Raw genomic sequence first — 20061 nt, forward strand, 5'->3', positions numbered from 1 at the left:
CCCGACCCTCCGGCCGGCCGCGCTAGGTGCGCGCCGGCCCGGCCGGTTCGAGGGTCCGGTCCAGCGGGTGCTCAAGCTCGTCCTTCAGCATTCCGCCGAAAACGAGCGCCAGCACAGCCAGGAGCGGCAGGGCGAGGCCGATCAGCAGGAAGATCAGCCAAATGGGCACGACTTCGCCCAACGGCCCGGCGAGCGCCATGGACACCGGCATCAACGCCAGCGAGACGAAGAAGTCCAGGCTGGAGATCCGGCCGAGCAGGTGCGGCGGCACCCGGCGCTGCAGCAGCGTGCCCCAGATGACCTGGCCCGCACTGCCCGTCGCGCCGACCACGAACAGCGCCGCGGCCATCATCCAGAAGCTGCCGGTGAAGCCGATGACGGCTATCGGCAGGGCGCCGGCGCCCCAGAACAGCAGCATCACCGTTAGGTAGCGCCGCGGCAGCCGCAGCGAGGCGGTGACCATCGCCCCGGTGGCACCGCCGATGCCGAAGATGCCAAGCAGGAAGCCAAACGTGCGCGAGTCCCCACCCAGTTGGTCCGCAACCGCAAACGGCAGCAGTACCTCGATGGGGCCAATGAAGATGAGCACGCTCACGACGGCCCACAGCAGCGTCCAGAGCAGCCAGGGAGTCTTCAGCGTGTAGGCCACCCCCTCGCGGAGATCCGCCAGCACGGAGCCGCGCTTGCCCGAAGGCTCGTCTGCAGCGGCGACCGACGCCGTGGTCCCTGCATCCGGAACCAGTTCCTGGCCGAGGAAGTTCAGGATGATTAGCGCGGACAGATGGCACAGCGTGATCCATCCGATGGCAGCCCCGGGGGAGAAGGACGCGACGATCATGCCCGCTGCCGCCGGTCCGGCGGCCTGCTGCAGCAGCGGCCGCATGGTGCCCTCCATGCCGTTGGCCGCCAGCAGGTCCTCGGCCGGCAGGATCCTCGGCAGGATGGCCGAGTAGGCGGGAAAGAAGAACGCGGCACCGACTCCCAGCAGGAAGGCGGCTGCGGCCAGGTGCCACAGTTGCAGCAGCCCGGTCATGGCCAGCAGGGCCACCGCGCCGATGGCCACCAGGTTGGCCGCTTCCACGCTGATGATCAGGCGGCGGCGCGGAAGCCGGTCCGCCGCGATGCCGCCGAGCAGCACGAAGGCCAACAAACCGACGCTGGCGCAGGTGGCGACGAGCGAGAGCTGAATGGGCCCGCCGCCCAGGGCGATGACCTGATACACCATGGCCACGGCCCACATGCCGGTGCCGAAGACCGAGATGGCCAGGGCCGAAATGAGGATGCGGTAGTTGCGATGGGCGAAGGGCCGCAGCGCGCGGGGCGTGGACATGGTTGTTCCTGGGATTAGAAGGAAAGGCTCACATAGTATCCACCCAGTGATTGAGAAATGCAAATCACTTATCACCCCCTATATCGGTAGTGGTTTTCCGGCTAGACTCGCTGCAGGTCGGTCAAGGGTGACCGGCACCACACGTGGAAGGAATTCCGACTATGGCCGACCCCAAACACGCGCCGTCGCAGGCGGCCCGGACATTGCTCGACGACTTCTCGCTCGAGATGACCGGCAAGGACGTTCCCGCGCTGGAAGATGCCGCCGGCACAATTCCGGCGGGAACGCGGATCAACGTCACCTTCCTGGGGAACGAGGACCTGCCCACACGGGTTGCGGCGGCCGCCGCCGTCAAACGTCACGGCTTCTTGCCGGTACCCCATGTCTCTGCCCGCCGGTTGGCGTCGCGGGCCGAGTTGGAAGACTTCCTGCAGGCGCTGTCCGCCGATGCGGCACCGGAGGACGTCTTCGTGGTCGGCGGGGACCCGGCCGAGCCGATGGGGCCTTATCCGGACTCGCTCGAGGTCATCCGCAGCGGGCTCCTGACCCGGTACGGAATCCGCCGGGTGGGCATCAGCGGCTACCCGGAGGGGCACCCGGACATTTCCGGCGAGGTGTTGTGGAAGGCGTTGGAAGACAAGCATGCCGAACTGCAGCGGCAGGACCTCGAAACGGTCATCATCACGCAGTTCGGCTTCGACACCGATCCCGTCTTCGACTGGCTGGCCGAGGCCCGCCGCCGCGGGATCCATGCGCCGGTGCGCATCGGCATCCCGGGGCCGGCCGGGGTCAAGAGACTGCTGAACTATGCCAAGCGGTTCGGAGTGGCCTCGTCGGCCGGGATCGTGCACAAGTACGGCTTTTCCCTGACCAACCTGCTGGGGACCGCCGGGCCGGACAAGTTTCTGGAGGAATTCGCCGGCCGTTACGACCCCGCGGTGCACGGCACGGTGAAGCTTCACTTCTACACGTTCGGCGGGATGAAGGCCACGGCCGACTGGGTCAGGGACTTCCGCGCCGGACGGTAGCCGCGCGCGAACGGAAGCTCATCGCGGACGGCGGCTCCGCGCCGCGGCGATGGTAGCGGGCTTCCGGGGGCGGTGCTGTCCACGTTCAGACGGAATTGTCCATCTTTGGGTGCGCCATGGCGCACTGACAAGGGACGATGCTTAAGCAGGTTCTAATACGTGGACAGCGCCGCTCCTGAGCGGCGCTCGCCGGAGTTAGGCCGGATGGGCCACCCCGTGGCCCGCCCAGGCCGGCTGATCGAGCTCCTGAGGGCGTGGTGCGCAGTTCTCGGCCCTGTTGCGCGCCGCCGCTCTGTGATTAGGTGAAGGCAGGGCGCACCAGCGCTTGAGGGAAGGAGATTCATGAGCGAGGAAATCAACAACCCGGACCGCTACGACCGTACGGAGCGCGAAGAGAACCAGGGCGGCGCAACCTCCCGGGACGAGGAATTGCTCCCGCCGGGTGAGTTGCCTGCGGATGCCAAGAAGGGCCTGGCCAACGTCTACGGCGATGCCGACCGGACAGCTATTGACGACCCAGTCAGCGCGCCCGGCCCCGAAGACGCCGCGGCGATCAAGCACATGGAGCAGAATTTCCGCGTCGGCGAGACCGAATCGGGCGAGCGGTACGTGGAAGAGACCGGCAGCCAGGAAAACAGTAGCTGACGGCGGTCCCGCCTGAGCGGCGCCCGGAAAACGGCAAGACGACGGGGAAGGTGCCCTCGGCACTTTCCCCGCCGTTCGCCGTCGCGCCCTAACGTAGCCCGGCTCAGGCCTTCCGGCCGGAGCGCCAGCCGCCCGGGTAGTCCTGGCGGACTGCCTGTGAGTACGGCACCGGGCTGACGATGGCCCGCACGTTCAGCTGCCGGTGCGGCTCCACGGTGGTCTTGCGGGTACCGCCGTCGGGCTCGCCCCAGAGCACCGTGACCTCGGTGCCCTCCGGCACGTCGGCGTCCACCGTGGCCAGGGACAGCCCCCGGTTCTCGTTGGCGGAGTAGCCGGTGAACATGGACAGGCCGATCGTCTCGCCGGCGGCATCGAGCACCGCGTCGTAATTGGATGAACCGTAGTTGGCCAGCGGCAGGTCAAAGTACTTGTACGGCGTGCCCTCGGTGTCGAAGAGCGAGGCGAAGATCTTCGCCATGTCCTCGGCATTCCATTCGAGCGTGACCTTCTTGCGCTGGTCGGCCGGGTCGATCTTCTCCAACGCCTCGCGGCCGATGAAGTCGTGGTCGAACTTCACCATGTGGCCGTACCCGAGCTCCCACGGGTTGAGGTAGTAGTCCTCGATCTTGTCCGAAACGAAGCTGCCGGCGACCGCGTTGACCGCCTCGTAACTGTCGGCGCCGAGCCATTCGCGGTAGGGGCGCAGCTCCTCGCCGGTGTAGATGGCGGGCAGCGGGGAGGGGATCCAGCCCGATTCCAAGGTGTTGGACGGGTAGGCGCGGGAACCGACGGCCAGCAGGCCGAACTCCTGGCCGGCCTCCAGGATGGTGTCGCGGACCTGGTCGTACGTCTCGTACGGTCCCCAAATCTCCAGCCCCGGTGCGCCGGCCATGCCGTGGCGCAGGGTCTGAACCTGCCGGCCGGCGACCTGCATCTGGTCCATGTTGAAGAATTTCAGCTGTTCAACCTGGCCGCCGTTGACTTTTTCGATGATCTTCCAGGCGTTCGGGCCCTGGATCTGGAAGCGCCAGTACTTGCGCTTCACCGGCTGTCCCATGGGCCGCGACGGGGAGCGGCGGTCCACCTCGATGTCCACGTCGTAGCCGCCGGTCTCACCGTGATAGATCAGCCAGTTGGCGGCGGGGGAGCGGCCCACGTAGACGTACTGGTCCTCCGTTTCGTGGAACAGGATGCCGTCGCCGATGACGTGCCCGGCCGGCGTGGTGGGCACGTACTGCTTGGCCTTGTTCACGGGGAAGTTGGCCACCGAGTTGATGGCGGTGTCCGAAATCAGCTTCAGGGCGTCCTTGCCCCTGATGAACAGGTTGTCCATGTGGTGCGACTGGTCGAACAGGACTGCGGACTCGCGCCAGGCGCGCTGCTCGCTGCGCCAGTTGGTGAATTCCGGGGCGACGACGGGGTAGATGTAGGCGCCGATCTGCGAGTTGCGCAGCATCTCGACGGTGTTGCCGGACTGGTCCAAAACTTCCTGAAGATTCTTGGCGCTCATGGGTTCTTGTCCTCCTCGATGGCGGGCCGGAGTGTGACGCATTGCACATTTCCAAGATACTCCGACTCTATACCTATGGAGATAGTTATGTCGACGGTTTAGGGCGAGCGATTTTGGTGGAGGCTCGACGGCCGGTGAGCGCCCGGGGCCAACCCATCGGCAGCCGGCCTGACTTGTCCGAGGCACCGGTACTGAGTGCGCGACGGTGTCACCCGGGACGGCGAACAGCGGGGGAACCGGCGGGCCGCTGACGGCCGGGGGAGAAGTTCATCTGCGGCGGGTTACAGTGGCTCGGGCCAAGGTGTAGCCTCTATCTGGCCTCAATCCACCCTTTCGCCGAAAGTTGCGTCACGTCCCGATGCTGCTCCGCCTCATCCGCCATTACGGCCGCCCCTACCTTCCCTACATGTTCGCCGTGGTGGTGCTGCAGCTGATTGCGACCATCGCCGCGCTGTACCTGCCCAGCTTGAACGCCCAGATCATTGATGAGGGCGTGGCCCGGGGCGACACCGACTACATCTGGAACACCGGCGGCCTCATGCTGGTGGTCAGCTTCATCCAGGTGGCCGCCGCGATCGCCGGGGTCTATTTCGGCTCGAAGGCAGCGATGGCCATGGGCCGCGATCTCCGCCGCGGCATTTTCCACAAGGTCACCGGGTTCTCCGCCCGGGAGGTAGGCCGATTCGGCGCGCCCAGCCTCATCACCCGCGGCACCAACGACGTGCAGCAGGTGCAGATGCTCGTGCTGATGGGCCTGAACTTCATGGTGATGGCACCCATCATGTGCGTCGGCGGCATCATCATGGCGCTGCGCGAGGACCTGCAACTGTCGTGGTTGGTGTGGGCATCGGTGCCGCTGCTGTTCGTCGTCGTCGGTGTGCTGGTCTGGAAGCTGATGCCGCTCTTCCGCATGATGCAAACGAAAATCGACAACATCAACGGCGTGCTCCGCGAGCAGATTACCGGCATCCGCGTGGTCCGGGCGTTTGTCCGCGAGCCCTACGAGGCCAAGCGCTTCGAGAAGGCCAACCGCGAACTGACCGATGTCTCGGTCTCGGTCGGCAACCTGTTCGTGCTGATGTTCCCCTCGATCGGCATGATCCTTCACCTGGCCACGGCGGCCGTGCTGTGGTTCGGCGGCCTCCGCGTGGACGCGGGCGAGATGCAGGTCGGTGCCCTGACGGCCTTCCTGCAGTATCTGCTGCAGATCCTCATGGCGGTGATGATGGGCACCTTCATGGCGATGATGATTCCGCGGGCCTCGGTCTGTGCCGAACGCATCGGCGAGGTGCTCGACGTCGAGCCCTCCGTGCATGAACCGGCCGAGCCGCAGAAGGCCCGGGAACCGGCCGGCGTCGTCGAGTTCCGCGACGTCACCTACTCCTATCCCGGCGCCGAGGAACCGGTGCTGCGCAACGTCAGTTTCACGGCCCGGCCGGGGCAGACGACCGCGATCATCGGCAGCACCGGCGCGGGCAAGACCACGCTGATCAGCATGCTGCCGCGGCTGTTCGACGCCGACAGCGGCGAGGTGCTCATCGACGGCGTTCCGGTCACCCGGATGGAGCGCACCGACATCACGGACCGCGTGGCGCTGGTGCCGCAGCGGCCGTACCTGTTCTCCGGCACGGTGGCACACAACCTGCGGTTCGGCGATCCGCACGCCACGGACGAAGAACTCTGGGAGGCGCTGCGCGTGGCCCAGGGCGAGGACTTCGTCCGCGCCAAGGACAAGGGGCTGCAGTCGGTGCTCTCGCAGGGCGGCACCAACGTCTCGGGCGGCCAGCGCCAGCGGCTGTGCATCGCCCGCGCCCTGGTGGCCAAGCCCAAGGTCTACCTGTTCGACGACTCGTTCTCCGCGCTGGACGTGGCAACCGACGCCAGGCTGAGGGCTGCCCTGAAGGGGACCACCGGCGACGCGACGGTCATCATCGTCGCCCAGCGTGTCGCCACCATCATCGACGCGGACCAGATCCTGGTGATGGAGCACGGACAGATCGTGGCCCGCGGCACCCACGGGCAGCTGCTGGAGAGCTCGGAAACCTACCAGGAAATTGTTCAATCCCAGACTGCGGTGGAGGAAGCGGCATGACGCCGGACAAGGAAGCCCCGGCCGAGGTCGCCACCGGGCCGGACCCCGTAATGGCGCCAACGCCGGGAGCCGCCGCCGAAGCCGAGGCCGAGGTGCTGGAAGAACAGTTCCAGCCCGGCGAGGCCGACCAGGATTTCATGACCGGGACGCCGGTCCGCAAGGCCCAGCACTTCTGGCCGTCCGCCAAGCGCCTGTTCGGGCTGCTGAAGCCGGAGAAGGCCGGGATCATCTTGGTGCTGGCCATGGTGCTGGTGGCAGTCGTGCTTAACGTGATTGCGCCCAAGGTGCTGGGCAACGCGATGGACGTCATCTTCAGCGGCGCCATCGGCGCGAACCTGCCCGCCGGCGCCAGCCAGGAAGAAGTCATCGCTGGGCTCCGCGCCCAGGGCCAGGACCAGTTTGCCGACATGCTCAGCGGCATGGAACTGGTCCCCGGCGTCGGCATCGACTTCCAACTGCTGGGCAACCTGATCCTGCTGGTGCTGGGGATGTACGTGGTCGCGTCGCTGTTCATGTGGCTGCAGGGTTGGCTGCTGAACCAAATCGTCATGCGGGTGGTCTTCGGGCTGCGCCGCGACGTGGAAGCCAAGCTGAACCGGCTGCCGCTGAACTACTTCGATACCCGCCAGCGCGGCGACATGCTCTCCCGGGTGACCAACGACGTCGACAACATCCAGCAGGCGCTGCAGCAGGCGTTCGCGCAGCTGATCATGTCCGCGCTGAGCCTCCTCGGCATCACCATCATGATGTTCATCGTCTCCTGGCAGCTGGCCCTGATCGCCCTGATTGCCCTGCCGCTTTCCGCCGTGGCTGCCGGCCTCATCGGCACCCGCAGCCAGAAGCTGTTCACCGCGCAATGGAAGAACACCGGAGCGCTCAACGGACACATCGAGGAATCGTTCAGCGGCCATGACCTGGTCCGCGCCTTCGGCCGCGAGCAGCAGTCGGTGGAACAGTTCGACGAAAAGAACGAGGAACTCTACAAGGCCTCGTTCGGCGCGCAGTTCGTCTCCGGCATGATCATGCCGGTCATGCAGTTCATCTCCTACCTGAGCTACGTGGGCATCGCCGTGGTGGGCGGCCTGCGCGTGGCCTCCGGCTCCATGACCCTGGGCGATGCCACCGCGTTCATCCAGTACTCGCGTGAATTCAACCAGCCGCTGGGCCAGATGGCGGGCATGGCCAACATGCTGCAGTCCGGCGTGGCCTCGGCCGAGCGCGTCTTCGAACTGCTCGACGCCGACGAGCAGGCCCCGGATACCGCCACCGAATCGCTGCCCGCCCAAACCGAAGGGCAGGTCCGGTTCCACAACGTCAGCTTCAGCTACAGCCCCGACAAGCCGCTGATCGAGGGCCTCTCCTTCGCCGCGCGGCCGGGCGAGACAGTGGCGATCGTGGGGCCGACGGGCGCGGGCAAGACCACCCTGGTGAACCTGGTGATGCGCTTCTACGAACTGGATGCCGGCCGCATCACCCTCGACGGGGTGGACATCACCGCCCTCAGCCGGGCCGAACTGCGGTCCAAGGTGGGCATGGTGCTGCAGGACGCCTGGTTGTTCGGCGGCTCCATCTACGAGAACATCCGCTACGGCAACCTGAATGCTACCGAGGAAGAAGTGATGGCGGCGGCCAAGGCCACCTACGTGGACCGCTTCGTGCGGGCGCTGCCGGACGGCTACGACACGGTGATCGACGAAGAGGGCAACAACGTCTCCGCCGGCGAGAAGCAGCTGATCACCATCGCGCGGGCGTTCCTGGCCAACCCGTCGCTGCTGATCCTGGATGAGGCGACCAGCTCGGTGGACACCCGCACGGAACTGCTCGTCCAGCACGCCATGGCTGCGCTGCGCACCGACCGCACCAGCTTTGTCATTGCGCACCGGCTCTCCACCATCCGGGACGCCGACGTGATCCTGGTGATGGAGGACGGCAGGATCGTGGAGCAGGGCAACCACACGGCGCTGCTCGCGGCCGAAGGCCCGTACTACCGGCTGTACATGTCGCAGTTCGCGGCGGCCGCAGATCCGGTGTCCTGATCTCCTGAACCGCAGGACGACGACGGCGGCGCCCGCTTTCGGGCGGATCTCACCGCGCCGGCCCGCCCACAGGCACCGCGGCAGGCACCGCCGTCGGGCTCTTAGCGCGTGGCGCTTTCGGTGATCTGCTGCGCCGCGCGGCGCAGCAGGGGGAGGTGGCCGGCGATGGCCGCCTCCAGGCTGTCCGGGGTGGCCAGCATGTTGACGCCGACGGCGGCAAGCACCGTGCCGCCGCCGTCCCTCACGGGCACGGACAGCGTGCGGTGGCCCTGCTGCAGCTCGCTGTCGTTGACCGCGTAGCCCTGCCGCCGGACCTGCCCGATCTCCTGGTGGAAACGCCGGGTGCTGTCGATGGTCTGCTCGGTCAGCCTGTCGAGGCCTCCGTCAACGGCGGACCGCAGTCCGTCCTCGGACAGCCCGGCCACCAGCACCTTGCCCATCGACGAGGCGTGCGCCGGAATCCTGGCGCCGACGGTCAGTCCGGCGCGGATCATCCCCGGCACGCGGGTGGCCGCGATGCAGATGACGTCGCCACCGGCCAGCACCCCCGCAGTGCACGGTTCGTTGAATTCCCCGGTCAGCCACTCGACGGCCCCGCGGGAGGCGCGGACGAGCGGAGAGCCCGCGACGTAGCCGTGGCCCAACTCCAGGGCCTGATGGGCCAGCGAGAACAGGTCATCCCGGCAGCGCACATAGCCAAGGCTGACCAGCGTCCGGAGCACCCGTGCCGTAGCGGCACGGTTCAGGCCGGCCCGGGCAGCAATCTCGGCCGCCCGCATCTGCGGTTGCCCGTCATCGAAGACGCTCAACACCGACAGGCCGCGCGCCAGGGTGCGCGCGGACGGCTCGGTCGTGGCCCTGGTCGCGGGCGCGTCGGAGGTGATGCTCATCACCGTCGAGGATACCCGGCGAATCGGAAATCGTGACGGCGGCTACACCGTGCGTAGCGCTACTCGATGGTGCCGGACTGGTCCTCGAGGACGCCGCGGACGGAGGACTCGGGAACCCACATCACGTCCCCGTGCTCGGCGTTGGCCACCCGGGCCATCACGAAGAGCAGCCCGGAGAGCCGGTTGAGGTAGCGGCCGGTCTCGGAATTCACCACGTCGCCGTACTCATCCAGTGCCGCCCAGACCACGCGTTCAGCGCGGCGCACCGCCGTGCGGGCTTGATACAGCAGCGCAGCGGAGAGGGTTCCGCCCGGCAGCAGCATGCCGCTGAGGTCCTTGGCTTCCTGCCTGAAGTGGTCGATGGCGCGTTCCAGCCGCTCCACATGCTCGGGGATGATGCGCGCGTCCGCCGACTGATTGCCGCGATACGGAACCAGCAGGTCGGCCATCAGGTCGAACAAATCGTTCTGGACGCTGACCAGCATGGCGCTGACCTCCGGGGACACACCCCCGCTCGCCATGGCCACGGCCACCGCGGCGTTGGCGGCATCCACTTCGGCATGCGCGACCACCCTCGGGTCGTTCTTGGACACCTCGCCGTGGCTGCCGAAGGCGGTGTACCCGGTGTCGCCATAGTGGTCCATCCGGGTCTGATCATCGCTTTGAAAGTCGCCATCTCCACTCATGCCTGCCATCATACTGACGGGACGTTTGACATCGAAGAGCCGCAGGAAGCCCGGAGCGCCGCACGCGCACAGCCGGTGACAACAGTGAGGATCAGTGATGAGCAGCGAATTTACCGGCCCCTTGCCGACGGTCTCCCGGGATGCGGGTGATGACGGGCAGCGGGGCTGGAATACCGTCGACAAGACGGTTTTCTTCGTTTCAGGCAGCATTATTGTTGCCATCTGCCTGCTGGGCGTTTTCTTTACCCAGCAGGTGACCGAAGTAACCGGATCAATTCTCGGCTGGGTGACCAACTCCTTCGGCTGGTTGTTCATCCTCGGTGCTACCGGCTTCGTGGTCTTTTCGCTGGTGCTGGCCTTTGGCCGGTATGGCAACATTCCGCTCGCGCAGGAGGGTGAGACCACCGAGTTCTCCACGTTGTCGTGGATTGCCATGATGTTCAGCGCCGGCATGGGCATCGGCCTGATGTTCTTCGGCGTCTACGAACCGGTCACTCATCTGGCCTCGCCGCCGCCCTTCGTGGATGCCGCTCCGGGATCCCCCGAGGCCGCGAACAGCGCCATGGCCTACACGCTCTTCCACTGGGGTCTGCACCCGTGGGCCATCTACTCGGTGGTTGGCCTGGCCCTGGCCTATTCGACGTACCGGATGGGCCGCGGCAACCTGATGAGTTCGCCCTTCCAGGCGATCTTCGGCAAGGAGCGGATTGAGGAAAAGGGCTGGGGCAAGCCGATCGACATCCTGGCGATCATCTGTACGAAATTCGGCTCAGCGACCTCGCTGGGCCTGGGGGCGCTGCAGATTGCCGCCGGATTGGCGCTGCTGCGGACCGGCCGGTTCGAGGAGAACCCCGGCGTCGTGGCTCCGATCCTGATCATCTGCGTGCTGACCGTGGGCGTGGTGATTTCGGCGGCCAGCGGCGTTGCCCGCGGCATCAAGTGGTTGAGCAACACGAACATGGTGCTGGCCGCGGTGCTGCTGGTGTTCGTCTTCGTGGTGGGTCCCACCGTCTTCATCCTGGATCTGGTCCCCGCCGCGATCGGCGACTACCTGGCCAACATCGTCCCCATGAGCTTCCACTCGGCCGTCTTCGGCGGCACCGAGTGGCTGGCCAACTGGACCATCTTCTACTGGGCGTGGTGGATCTCCTGGACCCCCTTCGTGGGCACGTTCATCGCCAAGATCTCCCGCGGGCGGACCATCAAGGAGTTCGTCCTGGGCGTGCTGCTGGTCCCCACCGCCGTGAGCGTGGTCTGGTTCTCGGTGTTCGGCGGTGCGGGCATCCACCTGCAGCTGGGCGGTGAAGATATTGCCGGGACCGGAGACGAGGCGGCCGGTTTCTTCGCAACCCTGCAGAACTATCCGTTCTTTTTCGGCGCGGCCATCGTGGTGATGGTGCTGACGGCGGTGTTTTTCGTCAGCGGCGCCGACGCCGGCGCCGTCGTGCTGGGAACGCTTTCCTCCCGCGGCCGCAAGGAGCCGTGGAAGCCGCTGGTCATCCTCTGGGGCGTTCTCACCGGTACCGTCGCGGCCGTGCTGCTGTTCGTCGGCGGGCTGGACGCGCTGCAGACGTTCACCATCCTGGCGTCAACGCCCTTCGTGCTGATCATGGTGGGACTCTGCCTCTCGCTGTACGTGGACTTGCGCCGGGATCCGCTGCGGCAGCGGCGCATGGGCCCGGTGCGCGGAGCCGTCAGCGTCCCCAGCAACGTGCCGTTCGCGGTGCCGGTGACGTCCGAGACGCCGCTCGTGCAGCCGGGCCAGGCCGGGCGCATCAACGGCTCCGGCGGCCCCGACCATCCCGCGGGGGGACTGCCGGAGGACCTCGGGGACGGCAAAAAACACGGACACCACGCGTAGCCGGGACTGGCTGGAGGTGGCGGGACCGGCGTGGCGACGACGGTCCCGCCCGCCCGCAAGTTACCTCCGGTTAACATGGCGGCATGCACCTGATCTTCCGCACCCTCCTGCTGCTGCTGACGGCCCGCCGGCGTCCTGCCCTGGACATCTGGGATTCGTCCACGCTGTCCCTGCGCGTGCTGCCCACCGACATCGACATCGCCATGCACGTCAACAACGGGATGTATTTCTCGCTGATGGACCTCGGCCGCTTCGAGTTGATGGTGCGCGCCGGCGTGTGGGACACCTTCCGCCGCAAGGGCTGGTCGCCGGTGGTCGGCGCGGAGACCATTGCCTTCCGTAAATCGCTCACACTCGGCCAGCAATACAGCATCGAAACCCGCATCATCGGATTTGACGACCGCGCCATCTTCTTCGAGCAGCGCATGGTGGCCGACGGCGAAATCCATGCCCGGGCCTACATCGCCACCCGGCTGGTTTCCAAGCAGGGACCGGTCTCCAATGAGGAGATCTTCGCGGCCGTCGGCAAGCGGCCCCCGGCGGACCTAATTTTGCCCGAATGGCTGCATGAGTGGCGGGAGAACAACGCCCTGCCCAGCACTCGTCGGCCCGCCCCGCACCGCTGGGTGCGCTGACTCTGGTCGGCCGCAGCCCGTTCCCCTAGGCTATGGGAAAGGAGGTGAGCGGTCATGATCGCAGCACCCGGAGACCGCATCGTCATCAGGGGCAGGACGGTGGATTCGGCTGACCGGCACGGCGAAGTCATCGAGGTCAGGGGCGACGGCGGTGCCCCGCCCTACTTCGTGAGATTCGACGACGGCCATGAGAGTGTCGTCTTCCCGGGCACGGACTGCAGCATCGAGCACGCTGCCGGCTAGCCGCTGCCGGCTCAGAAGGCCTGCTGCGGACGAAGCCCGATGCAGGGTCAGACGCCTACTGGAGGCGAGGCCCGCTGCCGGGGTTACAAGCCGGCTGCAGGCCAGGCCCGATGCCGGCTAAAAGGCCAGCCGCCGGGCGCGCAGGACGCTGTCCGTGATCGTGGCGGTCTGCCCGTCCGGGCCCGTGACCTCGCGGGGGACGGAGTCGAGCGTGTCGAGGGCCCAGCCCGGGGAACCTAGTCGCAGTGCTTGGGCCAGCTCCCCGGCGGTGGGCAGCGGTTCCTCGGGGTTTGGATGCCCCGACCAGGGCGGAAAGGATTCGTGGCCGACAACCAGCAACGTGCCGCCGGGTGCTACCGCGCGGGCCGCCGTGGTGAGAATGGCGTTCCGCGGCAGCTCGACCGGCGAGTGCAGGAATTGGGCGCAGACCAGATCGTAGCTCTCCTGCGGTTCCCAGCGGGCCAGGTCCTGTCGGAGCCACCGGATGCGGTCCGCAACGCCGGCTTCGTCGGCGTGTTTGGCCGCTCGTTGCAGCGCGAGCCCGGACATATCGAGGCCGGTGACCGTCCACCCCTGGCCGGCGAGCCAGATGGCGTCAGCGCCCTCGCCGCAACCCAGTTCCAGGGCGGTGCCGGGCCGCAGGCCGGAGACCTCGCGGACCAGCATGGCGTTCGGCCTGCCGCTCCACACCTGGTCCCGTTGGCTGTAGAAGGACTCCCAGAACTGGTCGGGCTCTTCCCGGCGGTCGTGATGATGCTCCATGCCTGCAGACTCTACGCCCGCGTGCGGACGACGGCTACGGCCCGGCAGCCAAGCCCCACGGCCCGGCAGCCAAGCCCCACGGCCCGGCAGCCAAGCCCCACGGCCCGGCAGCCAGCCCCCACGGGCCGGGAGGGAAGCCCCCACGGCCCGGCAGCCAGCCCCCACGGGACGGGAGGGAAGAAATAAAGACGGGCACCGCCGTCGTTGTGCAGGATGTGTGCCCGCGGCAACCACCGCGGGCGTCCCGCGACGAAAGGCCCCGCCGACGTGAACGTACCTCTGTCCATCCTTGATCTGGCAACCATCGGCAAGAACGAAACCGTGGGTGAAAGCCTGGCCGGCAGCGTGTCCTTGGCGCAGCGGGCGGAGGAACTCGGCTACCGGCGGGTGTGGTACGCCGAACACCACAACATGGCGTCGATCGCGTCCTCGGCCACCAGCGTGCTGATTGCCCACGTGGCGGCGCACACCAACAGCATCCGTCTGGGCGCCGGCGGCATCATGCTTCCGAACCATGCCCCGCTGACCATCGCCGAGCAGTTCGGCACGCTGGAGGCGCTCCATCCGGGACGGATCGATCTTGGCTTGGGCCGCGCACCGGGCAGCGACCAGAACACCTTGCGGGCGCTGCGCCGTGATCCGATGAGCGCCGAATCCTTCCCGCAGGACGTGCTGGAGTTGCAGGGTTACCTGACCGGACAGTCGCGCATCAAGGGCGTGGATGCGACACCGGGCAAGGGCACCAACGTGCCGCTGTATATCCTGGGCTCCTCGCTGTTCGGCGCGAAGCTGGCCGCGGCGCTGGGGCTGCCGTACTCGTTTGCCTCGCACTTCGCGCCCAATGCGCTGCAGGACGCCGTGTCCGTCTACCGCCGAGAGTTCCAGCCGTCGGAGCAGCTCGCCGAACCGTACGTGATCGCCGGTGTGAACGCCATCGCCGCGGACAGCAACGAGGAAGCGCAGGAGCAGTTCCAGGTTGTCCGGCGCAGCCGGGTCTCGCTGCTGTTCGGCCGCGACCGGACCTTTACCGACGAGGAAGCGGATCTCATCCTGGACTCGCCGCAGGGCCAGCACGTGGAGCAGATGGTCAAGTACTCGGCCGTCGGGACGCCCGAGGCGGTGGCGGAGTACCTGGAAGGCTTCGCGAAGCACGCCGGCGCCGACGAGCTGATCGTGGCGTTCCAGGCGCCGACCGTCGCACAGCGGCTGCGCGCGCTGGAGCTGACGGCCCAGTCCGCAGGGCTGGCGGCCTGAGCCGCACCGGCCTGACCGGCTGGGCCGGGCGCCCAGCCAGCCTAAGTGCGGCCTGGCGCGGACGGGTGCCCACTCGCGTTGACCGGGTGAGCCGCCGTCGTCGGGGTTAGTGTTTGGCTGCGATGTAGTAGGAGTTGAACGGGTCCTGCTCGACGTCCTTGACGACCGTCCCGGAAAAGCCCGCATCCGCGAGCATGGACAGGGCGAGCTGCTGGCCCCAGGCCGTGCCGAGTCCCGCACCACCCTGGCCCAGCGAAACGCTCATGCAGTGCATCACCGAAATGGTGTAGAGGAAGCCCGCCCAGGGCAGCGACACGTTGTCCTCCACATTGCTGGAGGCCTTCATGTCCACCATCAGGAAGGTCCCGCCGCGCCGCAGGGCCGCGTAGATCTCTGCGAGCACGCGCGCCGGCTGGGCCTGGTCGTGGATGGCGTCGAAGGCGGTGACCAAGTCGAACCGTCCCGGTTCATTCAGCTCGGCGACGTCCCGGACCTCGAACGAGGCATTCTGCAGGCCCATGCGCGCCGCTTCCTGCCGTGCCCGGGCGATTCCCTCCGGCGAGAAGTCGTAGCCGGTGAACCGGCTGGCGGGAAACGCCTGCGCCATCAGGTTAATGGCGTGCCCGCTGCCGCAGCCGACGTCGGCCACGTCGATCCCCCGGCGCAGGCGTTCATCCAACCCGTCGGCCAGCGGCAGGATTTCCTCGATCAGCCCGGCGTCGAAAACCGCCGAGCTTTCCTCCGACATCAGTTGGTGGAAGCGCGGATAGTCGGCGTAGGACAGCCCGCCGCCCTGGCGGAATGCGGCGACGACTCCTTCCTCCACGCCGCCGAGCAGCGGGATGTACTGAAGCAGCCGCGCCAGGTTGTCCGGGCCTGCGGCCCTGGTCAATGAGGCGGCGTGTTCGGCCGGCAGCCGGTAAGTGCGGGCAACCGGGTCGTAGGCCACCACTTGCGACGCGGCCAGGCCGTTGAGCCATTCGCGCACGTAGCGCTCGTCCAGCTCCGCGGCGTCCGCGATCTGCTGGCTGGTCGCCGGCGGCAATGCCGCCAGGGTATCGAACAACCCGGTCTGGTGACCGATGCTGGCCAGCATGGCCAGCGCGCCGTCGTTCAGGATGGTCAGGCAGCGTTGCGCGAAGGCTTCGGCGGCCTCGGTGTCGAATTGCCCGGCAGTTTCCTGGATGGTGGTCATGGCTTCTCCCGTGGTCTGGAAGCAGGCACCTGTTGCCTGCTGAATCCCACGGTAGGGAGCCGGCGGCACCCGGAACATCGGGCAAGTTCTGTGGGGTCGGGCGGCGCGGATGGGGCAAAAGATGCAGGCGTCAGCGCCGGGTTAGGGGAGCGGTGATGCCGTGCTCGTGGGCCCACGCGGCGGCCGCGGTGCGGGACGAGACGCCGATCTTGAGGAAAATATTGGCCAGATGCCTGCCGACCGTCTTCTGGCTGATGAACAGTGCGGCTGCCGTTTCCTTGTTCGTGGCACCGCGGGCGATGCAGGCAAGTACCTCCGCTTCCCGATCCGTCAGTCCGCCCGGGGACTTTTGGCCGTCCAGGCGACGCACATCCGGCTCCGCCCCGAGCTCCCGGTAGATGGCCAGGGCCGTCGCCGCTTCCGACGCCGCCGTCTCCGGCTGGCCCAGCTCGCGGTGTACGGCCGCGAGCAGTTCGTACACCCGCGCGGTGTCGTGCCGGTGGTGCAGGGAACGATACCCCTGCAGCGCGGACCTCAACACGGAGAGGGCCTGCGCCGCCTGGCCGCCGGAGAACAGCAGGACGCCGCGGGCATGCCGTGCCCAGGCCAGAAAACCGGGACTGCCGAAGTCACCGGCCGATTGCTCCAGTTCCCGGCAGTATTCCTCGGCTTCCACCGTCAACTTCAGCTGCACGGCGAGTTCTACCGCGGGGAGCAGCATTTGCGCCCGGGTCAGCCGATCATTGGACTCCAGTGCTGCTGCCAGGCCGGCCCACGCCGCATCGATATGTCCGCGCGCGGCCAGCAATTTGGCCTCGCCGGGCTGTGGCTCAACACCCAAGTCGCGCGCCTTGGCGTAGGAGTCGCTGGCACCCTGCAGGTCGCCGCGCAGCCGGCGCAGCTCGCCGAGTTGGTAGTACCCTTCACCGGCGGCCCACACGTTTCGGTCCGCCAGCTCCAGGCTGCTTTGGGCAATCTCGCGTTCCACGCCGTCCCAATTGCCTTCGATGCTGCGGATCTGGAGCCGGTGGATGTGGCACACACCGGAAAAGACCATGCCGCCCGCCAGTTGCTCGCACCAGCGCTCGGTGGCTTCGGTCCATGCCCGCATCCGCGGCAGGTCGGCCAGTTGGTAACAGGCGTGGAGTACCGTGCAATAGATGTCTCCCGCCCAGGTCGGGGGCACCTGCCCGGCGAGGACCGGGAGCATCGCCTCGTCCAAGGCCGCGAATCCCGAAGCGGTCCGCCCCGCACGCAGATCGGCCAAACCTGCCAGGGTGAGGCTGAAGGAATGCAGCACGGGTGCGTTGAACCTCCGCCCCATCTGTTGCAGCTCATCGGCGGCGGCCAAGGCCGGCTCCGGGTCTTCGGCAAACAGCAGTGCGTTGACGGTGTCCAGATACAGCAGGTAACCGTGGACCGGGCTCTGCGGGGCATCCAGCAGCATGCGCCTGGCGCGGTTGATCCAGCCGGACGCGATCATCAGGTCCCCGCGCAGCGTCCACAGCAGTCCCAGATCCAGGGCCTTCATGGCGGCGGCGAGTTTCTCGCCGTCGTTCTCGTAGCGGTGGAAGACTTCCTCGGAGTCCACTACCGATTCGCGGACATCCCCCACCCACCAGGCGGCATCGCCCAGCCGGGCCAGATCCTCCACGTCCAGCGGCGAGAGGCTGCGGGCCTGCTCAAATCCGTCATAGGCTGGGCGCCATTCCCCGCGCGCGTAGGCATCGCGTGCAGTAGCCAGCAGTGTTTCGATTGGCTCCATAGCGCTCCTGCATCTCAGGGTAGTCCTCCTGCAGCCGGCAGGGAACTGCGTAATCATTGCCATAATCGGCTTCGCCGCGGGGGGCTGCCGGTACAGTGGTGCCGAAACCGGACCACAGTTTCCGCGAGGAAATGTCCCCGAGAAGGAGCAAACATGAGTTCAGCCGCCGTCGCGCGCCAGGGTGTCCTGGCCGACGCCCTGGTCCCCAGCACCGCCCTGGCCAACACCGCACTGGTGGTCGGCGGTGCCGGCCTGACCGCCGTCATGGCGCAACTGGCCGTGCCGCTGTGGCCGGTCCCGATCACCGGCCAGACCCTGGCCGTCCTGCTGGTGGGCAGCACGCTGGGTCCGGTCCGCGGCATGCTGTCGATGGCGCTGTACTGGGTGGCCGGCGTGGCCGGGATGCCGGTGTTCAGCGACGCATCCTCCGGCCTGGCTGCTGCCGTCGGCCCGACCGGCGGTTACCTGGTGGGCTTCATCGCCGCCGCGGGGCTGACCGGCTGGCTGGCCAAGCGCAACTGGGACAAAAAGTTCCTGGGCGCCACCGTCTCCTTCTTGGCGGGCACCGTGATCACCTTCGTGTTCGGCATGATCTGGCTGGCCATCTCCCTGGGCGCCGATCTGCAGCAGACGCTCGAGTGGGGCCTGTACCCGTTCATCATCGGCGGCATCGTGAAGTCGCTGATCGCGGCAGCCGCCATGCCGGCCGCGTGGAAGCTGGCGGCCCGCCTGCCCAAGGACTCTGCGCGCGCCTAGCGGCTGGGCGGCGGGCTGCTGCGCGGCGGGCTTTCGCGCCCGCTGCAGCCTGACAACTATTTACAGCGCGACGCCGGTGCCCGGGCGGGGATTCTTCTTCCTCCCGGGCACCGGCGTCGTTTTTGTGGGCCGGTGGGGCGAGGCATGCGTTGGTTCGACCAGGCGCCGGCGCGTTGTCTGCGGGCCGGTGAAACGGTGTCCTGGATTGGTTCCCCGACGCCTGGTCCAATCAGCAGTTCAGTGACTTGAATTCCCCCGCGCGCTGGACATGTATTCCCCCTGCGCACTCGAGTGGTGAAAAGATGCAGCGAACAGGGCCGTTTCGCTGCATCTTCCCGCCACTCGATGGTTGGGCATTGGTGGCAGGGGTTCGGGTCGTTAGCGATCCCGGCCTGGGATTTGAGTCGTCAGCATTTCGGTGGCAGAGGTTCGCGGGTTCAGGTTCCGCCGTCGACGCGCTGATCGCATAGGTTGGGATGGTGACGGCGCAGCAGGAAATTAGGGACTTTGTGGTGCGGCTGGGGGAGTTCGAGACGGGTCCAGCGAGCCGCAACTTCTTCTCGGCATCGGTGCCGGCGAACGCAGCGCGCCGGCACAACATCACCAGGTACTTGGAACAGATGCTGGAACGCCGGCCCAAGGTCCTGCTGGTCGGGGAGGCCCCCGGGTACCGCGGCATGACCGTGACCGGAGTCCCCTTCACCAACAAGGCACTGATTTCAGGGAGCGACCCGTTCGGCATGTTTGGCCCGGGCAACGGTTACGTCGTCCCGCTGGAGGTCTTGACCGTTCCGGCGGAGCCGACGGCAACGGTGATGTGGAACGTGCTGGCCGATCTGGACTTCCTGCCGTTGCTCTGGAGCGCGTACCCGTTCCACCCGCACCAGCCCGGACGGCCGCACTCCAACCGGACGCCCTCAAGCGCCGAAATCCAGGCCGGCTTGCCGCTCTGGCAGGAGTTGGCCCGCATTTTCGGCATCGACACGGTCGTAGCCGTGGGGAACATAGGCCACCGCAGCGTCGCCGCGGCCGGGCTTAACGTGCCGAAGGTTCGCCACCCGGCGCATGGTGGCAAGGAGCTGTTCCGCCGGGGACTGCAGGAGTTGCTGGAGGCCGGCATCAACCACGGGACGGCGACCTAGGCCAAGCCGGCCAGCCTGACGCCGCCTCCGGCCTCAGGAGACACGGCGTCCGGGACGCGGACCGGCCTGAGACCCGGGCTGGTGCAGGATGTGCCCGGGCCAGGGACGCGAGGATGCGGCCGGGCGAGGGCGGCCGCCCGGCGGAGGCGCGAACGGGCGCCCGGCCGGTTTTCCGGGCGCCCCTTGCCCCCAACCCACAGGGAACAACACCCCCACGAGCACCCTGACGTA

17 protein-coding genes are annotated in these 20061 nt (G+C 67.4%); 10 read left to right on the forward strand and 7 right to left on the reverse strand.

Annotated elements, in window-relative coordinates:
* Positions 1-22: 22 nt before the first annotated feature.
* Positions 23-1330 carry an MFS transporter gene (locus AC5RV2_RS06450; protein WP_494091681.1) on the reverse strand — a complete coding sequence of 436 codons (1308 nt, stop codon included), beginning with the start codon at positions 1328-1330 and terminating at the stop codon, positions 23-25.
* A gap of 161 nt (positions 1331-1491) precedes the next feature.
* Between AC5RV2_RS06450 and AC5RV2_RS06455 the strand changes: the two genes are divergently transcribed.
* Together AC5RV2_RS06455 and AC5RV2_RS06460 are read left to right on the forward strand one after the other, a co-directional pair.
* The gene (locus AC5RV2_RS06455; RefSeq protein WP_494091682.1) at positions 1492-2358 is read left to right on the forward strand and encodes a methylenetetrahydrofolate reductase; all 867 of its coding nucleotides are present in this window, start codon (positions 1492-1494) and stop codon (positions 2356-2358) included.
* Positions 2359-2700: 342 nt separating this feature from the next.
* Positions 2701-3003: a hypothetical protein gene (locus AC5RV2_RS06460; RefSeq protein ID WP_494065132.1), complete on the forward strand. Its 303-nt coding sequence runs from the start codon at positions 2701-2703 to the stop codon at positions 3001-3003.
* 103 nt (positions 3004-3106) lie between these two features.
* Here AC5RV2_RS06460 and ligM read toward each other — a convergent pair whose 3' ends face one another.
* Positions 3107-4513 (reverse strand): vanillate/3-O-methylgallate O-demethylase, encoded by a 1407-nt coding sequence (ligM, locus tag AC5RV2_RS06465; protein ID WP_494000897.1) that lies wholly within the window; start codon positions 4511-4513, stop codon positions 3107-3109.
* Between the two features lie 358 nt (positions 4514-4871).
* Here ligM and AC5RV2_RS06470 point away from each other — a divergent pair, with 358 nt between their 5' ends.
* The gene (locus AC5RV2_RS06470; RefSeq protein WP_494091683.1) at positions 4872-6605 is read left to right on the forward strand and encodes an ABC transporter ATP-binding protein; all 1734 of its coding nucleotides are present in this window, start codon (positions 4872-4874) and stop codon (positions 6603-6605) included.
* Positions 6606-6655: 50 nt separating this feature from the next.
* Positions 6656-8641: an ABC transporter ATP-binding protein gene (locus AC5RV2_RS06475; protein WP_494091694.1), complete on the forward strand. Its 1986-nt coding sequence runs from the start codon at positions 6656-6658 to the stop codon at positions 8639-8641.
* A 101-nt stretch (positions 8642-8742) separates the two neighbouring features.
* On the opposite strand, the gene AC5RV2_RS06480 is transcribed toward AC5RV2_RS06475, so the two are convergent.
* Complete coding sequence (locus AC5RV2_RS06480; protein WP_494091684.1) at positions 8743-9531, reverse strand: IclR family transcriptional regulator domain-containing protein; 789 nt, start codon at positions 9529-9531, stop codon at positions 8743-8745.
* A gap of 59 nt (positions 9532-9590) precedes the next feature.
* Positions 9591-10217, reverse strand: coding sequence for a cob(I)yrinic acid a,c-diamide adenosyltransferase (locus AC5RV2_RS06485; protein ID WP_494091685.1), 627 nt, complete (start codon positions 10215-10217; stop codon positions 9591-9593).
* Between the two features lie 97 nt (positions 10218-10314).
* Here AC5RV2_RS06485 and AC5RV2_RS06490 point away from each other — a divergent pair, with 97 nt between their 5' ends.
* The 3 genes from AC5RV2_RS06490 to AC5RV2_RS06500 all read left to right on the forward strand — a co-directional run bounded on the left by AC5RV2_RS06490 (position 10315) and on the right by AC5RV2_RS06500 (position 12956).
* The gene (locus AC5RV2_RS06490; protein WP_494091686.1) at positions 10315-12078 is read left to right on the forward strand and encodes a BCCT family transporter; all 1764 of its coding nucleotides are present in this window, start codon (positions 10315-10317) and stop codon (positions 12076-12078) included.
* An 83-nt stretch (positions 12079-12161) separates the two neighbouring features.
* Positions 12162-12713 carry an acyl-CoA thioesterase gene (locus AC5RV2_RS06495; protein WP_494091687.1) on the forward strand — a complete coding sequence of 184 codons (552 nt, stop codon included), beginning with the start codon at positions 12162-12164 and terminating at the stop codon, positions 12711-12713.
* Between the two features lie 54 nt (positions 12714-12767).
* Positions 12768-12956 (forward strand): DUF1918 domain-containing protein, encoded by a 189-nt coding sequence (locus AC5RV2_RS06500; protein ID WP_494025179.1) that lies wholly within the window; start codon positions 12768-12770, stop codon positions 12954-12956.
* Between the two features lie 117 nt (positions 12957-13073).
* Here the strand turns inward: AC5RV2_RS06500 and AC5RV2_RS06505 are convergent, their stop codons facing one another.
* Positions 13074-13718 carry an SAM-dependent methyltransferase gene (locus AC5RV2_RS06505; protein ID WP_494091688.1) on the reverse strand — a complete coding sequence of 215 codons (645 nt, stop codon included), beginning with the start codon at positions 13716-13718 and terminating at the stop codon, positions 13074-13076.
* Between the two features lie 267 nt (positions 13719-13985).
* On the opposite strand from AC5RV2_RS06505, the gene AC5RV2_RS06510 reads away from it, so the two are divergent.
* On the forward strand, positions 13986-14972 hold the full coding sequence (locus tag AC5RV2_RS06510; RefSeq protein WP_494091689.1) for an LLM class flavin-dependent oxidoreductase: 987 nt from the start codon (positions 13986-13988) through the stop codon (positions 14970-14972).
* A gap of 106 nt (positions 14973-15078) precedes the next feature.
* Here AC5RV2_RS06510 and AC5RV2_RS06515 read toward each other — a convergent pair whose 3' ends face one another.
* Together AC5RV2_RS06515 and AC5RV2_RS06520 are read right to left on the reverse strand one after the other, a co-directional pair.
* On the reverse strand, positions 15079-16167 hold the full coding sequence (locus tag AC5RV2_RS06515; protein WP_494091690.1) for a class I SAM-dependent methyltransferase: 1089 nt from the start codon (positions 16165-16167) through the stop codon (positions 15079-15081).
* 130 nt (positions 16168-16297) lie between these two features.
* A complete protein-coding gene (locus AC5RV2_RS06520) occupies positions 16298-17932 on the reverse strand; it encodes a LuxR C-terminal-related transcriptional regulator (protein ID WP_494091691.1) in 1635 nt (544 codons plus the stop codon).
* 153 nt (positions 17933-18085) lie between these two features.
* Between AC5RV2_RS06520 and AC5RV2_RS06525 the strand changes: the two genes are divergently transcribed.
* Positions 18086-18688 carry a biotin transporter BioY gene (locus tag AC5RV2_RS06525; protein ID WP_494091692.1) on the forward strand — a complete coding sequence of 201 codons (603 nt, stop codon included), beginning with the start codon at positions 18086-18088 and terminating at the stop codon, positions 18686-18688.
* A 476-nt stretch (positions 18689-19164) separates the two neighbouring features.
* Positions 19165-19830 carry a uracil-DNA glycosylase gene (locus AC5RV2_RS06530; protein ID WP_494091693.1) on the forward strand — a complete coding sequence of 222 codons (666 nt, stop codon included), beginning with the start codon at positions 19165-19167 and terminating at the stop codon, positions 19828-19830.
* Positions 19831-20061: the final 231 nt, after the last annotated feature.

Source organism: Arthrobacter sp. Y3225116 (assembly GCF_059091245.1).

Bases quoted from the DNA above. Each gene is read 5' to 3' on its own strand.
- AC5RV2_RS06450 (WP_494091681.1), bottom strand. From the start codon at position 1,330: ATGTCCACGCCCCGCGCGCTGCGGCCCTTCGCCCATCGCAACTACCGC.
- AC5RV2_RS06455 (WP_494091682.1), top strand. From the start codon at position 1,492: ATGGCCGACCCCAAACACGCGCCGTCGCAGGCGGCCCGGACATTGCTC.
- AC5RV2_RS06460 (WP_494065132.1), top strand. From the start codon at position 2,701: ATGAGCGAGGAAATCAACAACCCGGACCGCTACGACCGTACGGAGCGC.
- ligM (WP_494000897.1), bottom strand. From the start codon at position 4,513: ATGAGCGCCAAGAATCTTCAGGAAGTTTTGGACCAGTCCGGCAACACC.
- AC5RV2_RS06470 (WP_494091683.1), top strand. From the start codon at position 4,872: ATGCTGCTCCGCCTCATCCGCCATTACGGCCGCCCCTACCTTCCCTAC.
- AC5RV2_RS06475 (WP_494091694.1), top strand. From the start codon at position 6,656: ATGGCGCCAACGCCGGGAGCCGCCGCCGAAGCCGAGGCCGAGGTGCTG.
- AC5RV2_RS06480 (WP_494091684.1), bottom strand. From the start codon at position 9,531: ATGAGCATCACCTCCGACGCGCCCGCGACCAGGGCCACGACCGAGCCG.
- AC5RV2_RS06485 (WP_494091685.1), bottom strand. From the start codon at position 10,217: ATGAGTGGAGATGGCGACTTTCAAAGCGATGATCAGACCCGGATGGAC.
- AC5RV2_RS06490 (WP_494091686.1), top strand. From the start codon at position 10,315: ATGAGCAGCGAATTTACCGGCCCCTTGCCGACGGTCTCCCGGGATGCG.
- AC5RV2_RS06495 (WP_494091687.1), top strand. From the start codon at position 12,162: ATGCACCTGATCTTCCGCACCCTCCTGCTGCTGCTGACGGCCCGCCGG.
- AC5RV2_RS06500 (WP_494025179.1), top strand. From the start codon at position 12,768: ATGATCGCAGCACCCGGAGACCGCATCGTCATCAGGGGCAGGACGGTG.
- AC5RV2_RS06505 (WP_494091688.1), bottom strand. From the start codon at position 13,718: ATGGAGCATCATCACGACCGCCGGGAAGAGCCCGACCAGTTCTGGGAG.
- AC5RV2_RS06515 (WP_494091690.1), bottom strand. From the start codon at position 16,167: ATGACCACCATCCAGGAAACTGCCGGGCAATTCGACACCGAGGCCGCC.
- AC5RV2_RS06520 (WP_494091691.1), bottom strand. From the start codon at position 17,932: ATGGAGCCAATCGAAACACTGCTGGCTACTGCACGCGATGCCTACGCG.
- AC5RV2_RS06525 (WP_494091692.1), top strand. From the start codon at position 18,086: ATGAGTTCAGCCGCCGTCGCGCGCCAGGGTGTCCTGGCCGACGCCCTG.
- AC5RV2_RS06530 (WP_494091693.1), top strand. From the start codon at position 19,165: ATGGTGACGGCGCAGCAGGAAATTAGGGACTTTGTGGTGCGGCTGGGG.